8 protein-coding genes and 1 CRISPR repeat array are annotated in these 11,069 nt (G+C 30.9%); all 8 genes read right to left on the bottom strand.

Annotated elements, in window-relative coordinates; all coding sequences use genetic code 11:
- Positions 1 to 47: 47 nt before the first annotated feature.
- Positions 48 to 1,801: direct repeats of the CRISPR family, unit length 30 nt; unit sequence ATTTCAATTCCTCATAGGTAATCTATAAAC.
- A gap of 140 nt (positions 1,802 to 1,941) precedes the next feature.
- The 8 genes from cas2 to cas6 all read right to left on the bottom strand — a co-directional run bounded on the left by cas2 (position 1,942) and on the right by cas6 (position 10,459).
- A complete protein-coding gene (gene cas2, locus HZF24_RS18415) occupies positions 1,942 to 2,205 on the bottom strand; it encodes a CRISPR-associated endonuclease Cas2 (protein ID WP_179239844.1) in 264 nt (87 codons plus the stop codon).
- 10 nt (positions 2,206 to 2,215) lie between these two features.
- Positions 2,216 to 3,208 carry a type I-B CRISPR-associated endonuclease Cas1b gene (gene cas1b, locus HZF24_RS18410; protein WP_179239843.1) on the bottom strand — a complete coding sequence of 331 codons (993 nt, stop codon included), beginning with the start codon at positions 3,206 to 3,208 and terminating at the stop codon, positions 2,216 to 2,218.
- 17 nt (positions 3,209 to 3,225) lie between these two features.
- Positions 3,226 to 3,726: a CRISPR-associated protein Cas4 gene (gene cas4 / locus HZF24_RS18405; RefSeq protein WP_179239842.1), complete on the bottom strand. Its 501-nt coding sequence runs from the start codon at positions 3,724 to 3,726 to the stop codon at positions 3,226 to 3,228.
- Positions 3,727 to 3,780: 54 nt separating this feature from the next.
- A complete protein-coding gene (cas3, locus tag HZF24_RS18400) occupies positions 3,781 to 6,186 on the bottom strand; it encodes a CRISPR-associated helicase Cas3' (protein WP_179239841.1) in 2,406 nt (801 codons plus the stop codon).
- 64 nt (positions 6,187 to 6,250) lie between these two features.
- Entirely contained in the window at positions 6,251 to 6,979 is a 729-nt protein-coding gene (gene cas5, locus HZF24_RS18395; protein WP_179239840.1) for a CRISPR-associated protein Cas5, read from the bottom strand.
- A 13-nt stretch (positions 6,980 to 6,992) separates the two neighbouring features.
- The gene (gene cas7b / locus HZF24_RS18390; RefSeq protein WP_179239839.1) at positions 6,993 to 7,958 is read right to left on the bottom strand and encodes a type I-B CRISPR-associated protein Cas7/Csh2; all 966 of its coding nucleotides are present in this window, start codon (positions 7,956 to 7,958) and stop codon (positions 6,993 to 6,995) included.
- Between the two features lies 1 nt (position 7,959).
- The gene (locus HZF24_RS18385; protein WP_179239838.1) at positions 7,960 to 9,720 is read right to left on the bottom strand and encodes a TIGR02556 family CRISPR-associated protein; all 1,761 of its coding nucleotides are present in this window, start codon (positions 9,718 to 9,720) and stop codon (positions 7,960 to 7,962) included.
- 4 nt (positions 9,721 to 9,724) lie between these two features.
- Positions 9,725 to 10,459, bottom strand: a complete 735-nt coding sequence (gene cas6 / locus HZF24_RS18380) for a CRISPR-associated endoribonuclease Cas6 (protein WP_179239837.1) — start codon at positions 10,457 to 10,459, stop codon at positions 9,725 to 9,727.
- Positions 10,460 to 11,069: the final 610 nt, after the last annotated feature.

Below are 11,069 nucleotides of genomic sequence, written 5' to 3'. Positions count from 1 at the left end.
ATCTATAAACAAAATAGCTTTACATTATATCTTAAAGAAAATGTAGAATTTCAATTCCTCATAGGTAATCTATAAACAAGGACGGGCAGAGTATTGAAGTGACACTGGAGGTATTTCAATTCCTCATAGGTAATCTATAAACCTCAATTCACACTCAGGCTGACATCCGTCACTCGTTAATTTCAATTCCTCATAGGTAATCTATAAACTTAAAGATAGAAAGAACAATATTCCTCGTCTGCCTGAATTTCAATTCCTCATAGGTAATCTATAAACAAATAACGGAGGGTGAATAGATGAAAGGTAATTTTAATTTCAATTCCTCATAGGTAATCTATAAACGTAGATGTTTAGAGGTTTACGACCAGATGAAATAGATGATTTCAATTCCTCATAGGTAATCTATAAACATTTTCTACCCATACAGTTACTATTTGTTTATTATTATTTCAATTCCTCATAGGTAATCTATAAACTGTGTCTGCTCCATTTACAGATCTGTACCTACTCCTTAATTTCAATTCCTCATAGGTAATCTATAAACCAACCGGTGTTTTGGATATAAATGAAGTTATCATGCATTTCAATTCCTCATAGGTAATCTATAAACTATATTTGCATTTGAACCGTTTACGGCTCCATCCAATTTCAATTCCTCATAGGTAATCTATAAACTTGGATTGAACAAAGAAATAAAGATAGTTTTATTGTATTTCAATTCCTCATAGGTAATCTATAAACTTTGGGTGCTGTGCAAGATGGACAGACGGAGAGTAATTTCAATTCCTCATAGGTAATCTATAAACTGGTTTTGGCATTGTTATTCTCCTTTCAATTCATGATTTCAATTCCTCATAGGTAATCTATAAACTGGCAAAAGATATTTACTATATTTACGCAAAGTTCAATTTCAATTCCTCATAGGTAATCTATAAACTATAGGCGTTGCCATACTGTTTTTATTGCCTGAATTATATTTCAATTCCTCATAGGTAATCTATAAACTATGATGATTTGATAATCTTCAAAAAGACTTCTCCAATTTCAATTCCTCATAGGTAATCTATAAACATTTAATAAGCGGGATCACCGTTCCCGCAAATTCGAATTTCAATTCCTCATAGGTAATCTATAAACTTTTAACGTAGAGACAAAAGAAACGACGGGCTTTGAACATTTCAATTCCTCATAGGTAATCTATAAACCGAAAGTTGGACCGTTGGGAGAGGTTGCGGGTTTTGCATTTCAATTCCTCATAGGTAATCTATAAACTCTTTACCGGAGATTGGCAAAGAGTATGGACCGGGAATTTCAATTCCTCATAGGTAATCTATAAACTAATACCGGGTTTGCAATCTCCAACGCTACCGTTGCAATTTCAATTCCTCATAGGTAATCTATAAACGGGTTTCAAATTTTGCATTCTTGATGATTTCTTCAATTTCAATTCCTCATAGGTAATCTATAAACGTATATTGTGACAAACTATTAAAATCATAATCAAGAATTTCAATTCCTCATAGGTAATCTATAAACATTCTCTTTCAGCTTCTGCATTACTAAATTATCTTTATATTTCAATTCCTCATAGGTAATCTATAAACTTGGAGATATCGAAGTTGTTGATATTGGTAAAACTGATTTCAATTCCTCATAGGTAATCTATAAACGCATGGGGATATGGACCTGAACCGCATTATTTTGAATTTCAATTCCTCATAGGTAATCTATAAACACTTTGCATATTCTGACTTGCAATCTTAACACCTTTATTTCAATTCCTCATAGGTAATCTATAAACCCATAAAATATTAAGATTTACAATAAAATATAAAACTTAATATAATTATTTCATAAAAAGAAATATGCAACAATTCTGATATTTCAATATAAGATTAATTGTCGCCCCCCGTATATTTTTACATTATCAGACATCGACAATTATAAAAATAACCCTTGCCCACCCTTTTTTACACCAATAATTTCTCTATCATAATATTTAGTTGTTCTAAATGAATAGAAGATAAAAGAATCCACACTTTCATCAGATAATTTCTTTAGTTCATCTTTTAATTTTCGTAGATTTGCCTCAGAAATTTCACCTTCTAATACAGAATTCTGAACCCAGTACAAATATTTTCTCGCAGTTTTTAACGCTTTTGCAACCCTTTTTTCTCCTACATCATAAACCAATATAACAAACATATATGCTCACCTACCATTTGCTAATAAAAGGCTCATAAATTTTCTCTGACATTAAATGCTTTTCTATTTTATAAAGTTCCATCCTTATTAATCTTCTGTATGATACATTTCTGCCTAATTCTTTATGCATAAAAACCGATTGCAACTTTTCTTCATAAGATGAAATAAATATTTTCATACCTTCTTCATTAAGCAAAACAGAATTTAAATTTTTATTAAAATGTTTTGCCTGAATCATTTTTTTACCTATCAATGTAAAGATAATTCTATCAATAATTATAGGCTTAAATACTTCTGCCACATCTAAATTTAGTGTAAATCTTCTATTATTAGTAGAATGCAAATATCCTATTCGAGGATCTAAATGTGTATTATATATTTCACTTAAAATTGTCGTATATAATAATGAGTTTCCAAAGCTTATCAATGAATTCATTTTATTTAATGGGGGTCGTTTACTTCTAACGTCAAATGAGAAAACACTGTTTTCCAATATATCATCAAATGCTGAATAATATACCTCTCTGATATTTCCTTCAATAGCCATCATTTGCTCAATATCCATGCTTACATCCAATTTGTCTAATAATTGCACTATATTTTCTGTGTTTTTTCCAACATCCTTTCCCCTATTATGATAGTATTTTAAAACATTTATTATGTTGAGTGCGCTACCCTGAATAAATTTATATGCCAGGAATCTTCTTTTACCAATATCAAGATAGTTTTCTGCCTGATTCAAAATCATATAACCTGAATTATAATGCTCTCTTGGATAATAGCTTCCAACATAATATTCGTGATGATTAAAATAATGAATGACAATCTGATTAGATGTGCAGAATTCCAAAAATTTCTTGCTTGTTCCAACTTCGCCCATTACACATATTTCACCAATATCCTCAACAGGTAGATATTTTTTGCCATCTTCACCTTCAAAATAAATTGTGTTATCTTTGCGATGAATTTCTCCATCATTAAATATATAAATTGACTTTTTCATATATTAGAACCCCCTTTCTATGCCCAACAAAATTCTGCATATGCACATTTTTTACAATACTTAATCAGAACTGGTGGCGGAGCCTTCTCAAGGCTTATAATTTGCTTTATATCATTAATAATATTTTCAAGTTTTGCTTTGCCCTCTTCATCCAATTTTACGACTTCTCTTCTCTTCTCATCAGGAAACATCAGCACTCCTTCTGCAGCTATATTATTATCTGACAATTCTTTCAAATAAAATAACAGCTGCATACGTGAACTTTCAACAAACCGTGAGCTTTTCTTAATTTCACCTACCACCAATTTGCCATTATCTTTAGAAATTATGTCAAATTTAGAATGTCCGAATCCAACCTCCTTACTGCTTCGGCTATACGATGTTTCATGAATTATATTTCCAATTTGCATATTCTCATCCTGTTGATCCGCCTCTAATGCATGAGCTAAAAGCCATACTTCTCTTTTGCATATACAATAATACCATATATATGTGCCACTTATATTAAACTCATTCATAGTCAATAATCCTTTCTATGCCTATAACAGATATTGTGAAATTTAATTGCATGTCTAAAAAAAATGCACATCTGACTCAACTCCATATCCTGTTTCTGCATTGTAATATCTATCAATTTCACTCATGCCAACGTAATAATATACCTTATTACCATCCACGGGAGGTTTATTATATCTTGACTTCGTAGTAATATTAATGTCTACAATATACTCTGACATTTTCCTTGATACTGCCTTAAGCTTCGCTTTATGTTCCCATTTATCTTCCGTTTGATTGCTTATAATACTGTATTCATTCCAAATTAGTTCTGCTTCATCATCAAGTTCAATAAACACTTGAAACTTTTCTCCCTTATCTTCTATTAATTCGAAGTCATTTAACGGAATCTTCTCATCGGATAAGCTGTAACTTTCTCCATAAAACCACTGCGACACCGCACCTTTTAAAAGTGCATTTGAGACATGTTGAGACTTAATATTTTCATCTGCCATCTTATCGAAGTATTTATCTATTATTAGCATAAATTCAGGTTCATTCAATATATCATAATCCTTTAATAATTTTTCTGTTATATCTAAATCCGTTTTTGCACTTTTATAAACCGTATCCGCATAAAACCCATTATTACCTTTAAGTTTAATAATATGAACTTCCCCTTTATAAATGCCCGTTCCCTCTCGGTTGGCTCTGCCTGCGCTTTGGAAAATTGATGGCAATGGTGCCAGATCTCTGTAAACCACGTTAAAGTCAATATCAACTCCCGCTTCTACTAATTGAGTACTTACAACAATATCATATTTTTTTGCCTTGATATCACTAATTCTTTTTACTCTTACTTTAGGCGGAAGCAATGTACTAAGATATGTAATACTTCTATCAGAAATTTTCTCTTTTAATAATGTATATAATTTTTTTGAACTTTCTATAGTATTGAGTATAAATAAATAAGTCTTTGATTCTGCACATTCCAGTTCATCTGCAAATTCATCAATAGTTCTGATGTTATTAAGCTCATTTATAATCTTTGTTCTGTTTAATTGTGTATAATATTTTTTGTATTCACAAAGCTGTGTACTGCTGTCGTGGCTGAAAATATGGGGTTGTGTTGCTGTCATAGCAACAATCTTACTGTCCATTAAATCAGCATATCCTGTAAGTAATTTTCCTATAAATTTATAATATTTTACCGGAATAGCTTGAATTTCATCAATAATAACAATAGAATTACTAAGCTTACTGAATTTTCTTTGCATAGAGTTTTTGTGTCCGGCAAGAGTCGAGAAAAATTGTTGAAACGTTGTTATTACAATCTCGCTGTTCCAGCCTTCAATCAATATTTGTGCATTATTGCCTTCAATCAATGTGTTTTCGTTTGCTACCCACTCTATTTCCGTAAGATGATGATGTTTACAAATCATATTGCTATATACATTTTTATGCGACATTTTTAAAACATTTTCAATAACGCCTGCATTTTGATCAATAATGCTCATAAAAGGCATAACATAAATAATTCTATATGTTTTACCTGTTTGTTCTAACAATTTTCTTCTGAGCTTAACAGCAAAATTAAAAGAATTTAATGTTTTACCCATGCCTGTTGGTAGTGTTAAAGTGTATATATTACTGTCAATATTTATATTTTTGTTTACTTCTTCAAAAGCCATGGAGCGCAAAACATTTAAACTTGAAGGCATTGCTTCTCGTTTCTTAATAAAATTTTCAACATCAGCTTTAATTTCAACTCTTTTAACTAATTCCGTGTCACCAACAGATACCTGACTTTTATCCGAATCTATTAGTAATGAGAATAAAATCTGCATTGTAAAATAGTTCTTTAAGTTTGTATCTGTTTCTATATTTCCTCTTTTAGATTTAATTCTATCTCTGCTTTTTTCCCTTCTCCTTTTTGTAAAAAAATCAACTAACGATTTAATGAAAAAAGTTTCGTCATTATTAAATATCTTACTTAAAACTACTAATTCCAATCCTAATTCCGACAACTCTTTTTTAACCGATTCCATGTCAATTGATTTGTATTGAATAGCAATGTTCTCTTTATCTATATTTTCTAAGCTGCTTCTTGTCAAGTAATCATTTATGTCAGAGACACTTTCCAAATTACCATGATGCTTTAAAATTGCATAAGCCATTATTTCTAAAATTTCTTCATTGCCCGTAATATCATCTTTAAGTATATGATAATATAAAAATAACATAGCAGATAGAGCAGCATGGCTTTTTAAATCGCTATTCACATCCTCATGCCTGATATATTTCTGAAAGAAGCTTGTACTCTTACCAATGTCATGGAATACAAAAAAGCTGTACAATAAATCATCATTTATATTATTTAACAATTTACAATCAGCATTCTTTTTATACAAATTACCCCAATGCAATACTTCACTTAAATGTGTTTTCAGCCTTCTGTCTGGGTGAGATAATATTTCCTGCATGTTATCCTCCGTTTAAGCTTAGATATGTTCCCCCGCTTAGATAAGCGGGAGAACTTTCTTTGAACTAAGTTAAAAAAGAAAAATAAAAATTATCTAACTTATATACTTCACTACATTTAACAGATATTTTCCTCGCATTTGTTGAAAACAAAGCATCCACATAATCTAAAGGAATCCTGTTTTCACCAAATTTTCTGACATATCTTTCCTTACAGTATTTAATATCCGATAACACTTTAATTCCTTTTTCCTTTTCTATTTTGTTTGTCGGAACAGCGGAATCCATTTCTATGTAGTCATTACCGTTAACTTTTTGCATGCTATCATAGCATATTAATTGTGCATCAGCTATTAAATTAGACAATCCTAATGAAATTCCATAAGCAAAGCAATGTCTTTCAAGTCTTTTCGCCAGTTCATCAAGCAATATCTCATCACTCATAGTAATAAATACTAAATATTCCTGCCCAACTACATATTCAAATCTTGTAGGAGTTCTTGGTCCACTTGAGTTTTTGTTCGTAGGAACCCAATAATTATTCTTAGTATTTATTAAGTTTGTACTCATGGCAATCTTTTTAACGGGTGTAATCAGTCCTATCCCAACTCTTGTATTCGCACTTTCCAAATCTTTATAATAATTATTATTGTCTTTACTAAGACCCAGCATTGCACCTATCAAACCATAAATTGATGTAGGAGGCATAAGTGAATATGTGGTTGGCGAGCTCGTTGTATAATACGGTCTATAATGTCCGTAATCCCCCGTAAGTTTAAAACATATGCATTTCATAAAATTACCTCGCTTAGGCGATAACATCAATCATTATACCTGTATTTTTTAATTCTTCTACAATATTAATGTCTGTTTTCAAATCCAAATCCATTTTGATTGATATTTTTTCTATTTTCTCTTTATTTAGTATCAGGCAATCCTTTAACTCCTTTAATTGCATTGTTCCGTCTTTTACTGACCTTACTGATTCACCAGCAATATCATAGTTAAATTTAACTTTCTTATCTAACTCTCCAATATAAAAATCTTTCTCTTTATAAGCTACGTTAATCAATAATCTTGGTACTTGTCCTGCTTTAGTTCTTGTAATTAAGTTTTTCGTGCCATACCACATTGCATCTAATAAAAGTTTTACATCGTCTTCCGTAAGCCCTGTTATTTCTGCAGCCCTGTCATTAATCACACCGTAAAAATTAATCAGACTGTATGGCAGCATATATTCTTGCCTGAATGTTTTTTGGTCTTTACCTTCTCCGCTTGCAAAAGCTCCCGTTCCTTTAACCAACTCCAATTTTACAGGATGCATGGAATATCCCATTTTAAATTGCACAGGTCCGGTATATTGTAAGCTTGCATTTTTAATTTCACTTGGTAGCACACATCCAAACATCCTTATGTCTACGCACCTTTTGACATTGTTTTGAAACTCTCTTAACTCTTCATTTGTCAATGTTGATTTATCCTTATTATTTTTATTAGCCTTTTGTTTTGCTGATTCAGGAAGAAAATCAACACCTCTATTTTTTGCATCCTTCAGTGTTCCATCTTCTTCATTAAATGTATCTCTGATCAGAACATCATAATTTCTTGCTATAAGTTCATCCCTTATTGTTCTCTTTAATCTAACATCCGTAACGAAATTAATTCCCGTTTCCGAATCAATACGCGGCTTGTTAGCATCATTCGGGTCTCCATTTGGATTTCCCCATGATAAATCGTATAAAAATATTAATTCACTTCTTTTTGCAATAGACATTTTATTCTTTCCCCTCTTCTGATTTTTCTTTTGTTTTATCTTCTAACCCATCATATAATTCTTTACTAAGGGTCATGCCCCCAGCTATATAAAAGTTAATCTCGTCCGTCGATAGCCCCCATTTTGGTTCAGCTTCAAATATTAATTTAAAAGCTGTTTTAGCAATTAAATCTGATGACTTTGAAAATCTTTTATATTCCATCATTTTATTTTCGGCTTCTTTAATCAACCCTTGAACATCATTCTGGCGCATTCTAAGACCTTTCAACCTTGCTTCAAACGGCGTAGATCCATTCAATTCTTTATATTGAATATTCATAACTTTCTTGACCAATGCGCCCGTTAATACCAAAGCTTTTTTTATATTCGTATCAAGTCCTGAACTATAAGGTCCCAACACTTCTTGTAACTTTTCGTCCATAAAATCCTTCCTTCCATAATTTATACAACCAATTTCATATAAATAGTTAATTCCAATCCATGCACGTAACGTTGTAGCATAAAATCTATCATCATTTACAAAAGCATATCTTACATTTCTCATATAATGAGGCAGCAAAGTATTAACGGATAATTTCTCTCCTGTAAAAATATCTTTTGTCAACGAAAGAAAATTATTATCTAAATCGTTATCTCTCATTTTATTGTCAGTCTTTCTTAAGAACTCCCTAAAGTAACTAAAATTAAACTTTTCATTTATTACGCCGTTGTATATTTCTTCAATCTTGTACTTAGCAGAATATAATTCTCTAAATCTTGAAGGGAAAATGTCCTTGATGTCGAGTAATATTCTTTCTGCAGAATTTTCCTTTTTAAAAAATATAATTCTGAACGAATTAACATCTCCATACTCTGCCAATGCATCAAAGATATCATCACTAAGGGAGTCTGTTTTTTTTGCTTCGCCTTCTTTAAAAGAAAAGCTTTTATTTGAGATATTTTCCAATTTATCAACCAAAAAATCCTGTGCATCCTGACCGCATGTCGAAGAAGGTATTAAATAATAACTCAGACCATAAAAGTTGAATCCAAGATGATCTAACATATATTTTTTACCCTCTCTCAAAATAGGTTCGCACGATATGCATACGGGACAATTTCGCCATATATCTTTTTCAGAAAATCCTCCGCTTATGAAGCCCGGTTTATCAAGTGTGTAAAATTTAAATACGTCCACTTTGGGTAATAAATCCACATTCTTTTCACCGCATAAACAGCATGTACCCCTACAACTCTCTTCGCCAACTAACTTCTTCCTGATTTTATCAGAATAAGCCTTATAAAATATTTCAATCTCTGCCGGAAACTTTCCGTCTACCTTGACTGTTAATAAATTTTTTATTCCCTTACCTTTGGGCATATTTTGACTTATATAAGCTTCTATTTCTTCTTGATTATCATTTATAAGCCGGTATATTTGCGATATCAAGGTTTGTCCATTTTCTTCAGACTTTTCAGATTGTAAATCTCTGAACCATGCTGCAATTTTTTTGGTAAGAGTTTTATTAACTTCAGTAAGCTGTGCACTTGGTCCATAGTTTGCTCCGTTCGATGATGCCTTTCTGAGCAAATACTTATGTGCAATATCGACATTATAATCTGTTATATCAACACCCGAATAAATTACTTCCTCCCCTCTTTTTTCAAAGCACAGTGATATTACATTTGTAATATCCTTAGGTGTTTCCGGAATTAATAATCCATCACTGTCATTATCCAAATTACCTATAGCTTTACCTACCCTGTAAACATCATATAACATATAATCACCTCCTTTTCTTTATTTCTATGCAACCTAACCCTTGAGCATTTTTCCCTCCGATTCCTGCATCGTATGCCATTCTTAATAATTCACCACTCCCCTCCATTTCCAATTCACAATTATAAGCTAAAATATGAAATCCTTTATAGTTAATCCTCGACTCTTTGACAGCTCCTATAGGCTTAATATTAAGATTGGCATCCTCAAGTTGCTTACCATAATACGCCTCATATTTGTGCATAAGATTATTCTTGATATATTGACTAAACTCTTTATCAAAAGGATTGTAGAATCTTGTCTGTTTGTTATCCAATGTAGAATAGGCGGTTATCGGTGATAACGTATATACCTGAACCTTTTCAGATAACTTGGGTTGTTCCTTAACTTCAACTCTGCTGATTTCTACTTTTGCACCGCCAATATTTATAGGATTATTTTCAATCAACACACTGCTTAGTAAATATTCCATAAATTCATTTACAGCTGAAGAAATCGTAATCCTCATATTTTCATAAAAAATTATTTTTCTGTTTTGCTTATCTATTCGAAATTTACCGTTAATTTTTGAGAAAGTAAACAATTTATACGCTCTTTCTTCAAATTTATATCCTTTGTTATGTATGAAACTTTTGAATTTTTCATCACCTATCCAAGACATTATCACGGCTTGGACAATATGATTATATTGGATAGGTATATATGACGGTTCTTTTAGATCAAAATGAATTTCTACTCTCATTTTATTCTCCTATTATTAATTTTAATGTTATATTGATGTGTGTGTTAATTGCATTATAATAAACTTTAGTGACATTTGTCAATATGTAAAAAATTTATGATTCCGCCTTTATTATATTAAAATTCTTGACAGATACATTAAATCATGCTAATTTATAGCATATCTGTATGTGATCATAAATATTTTAACACTAATCTACCTATAAGGAATTGAAATATGTTATATTGTGTGTGATTTTTAGTTTACCTATTAGGAATTTCTGATTTTATTTTTTTATTTAAGTTGTGTCTTTTAGACTTATGCAGAAAATGTTTCAATTTTGAAATATGAAATCGATATCACATCCTAATAATACCATTTTATTGTTGAAATTTCTACTACAATTTTCAATATTTTTCCACAAAAAAACGTAAAATCCAATAAAATTCTACGTCTTTTATATTCCACTATTAATTTTGTTTGTCTTTCTCGATCTCCAGTATATAAAATATATTTATTAAGTATCAAATTTAATCACCCGAAAAAATTAAGATTTTGAGTTTCCGCAAAAGCAAATAAAATTATAAAAAAAGATTGAAAGAAAAATAAAAAAGAGCAAACAGAAGCAAAG

It is taken from the genome of Sedimentibacter hydroxybenzoicus DSM 7310 (genome assembly GCF_013403245.1).
Lineage (GTDB): Bacteria > Bacillota > Clostridia > Tissierellales > Sedimentibacteraceae > Sedimentibacter > Sedimentibacter hydroxybenzoicus.
This window is presented reverse-complemented; position numbering and strand designations above follow the sequence as displayed.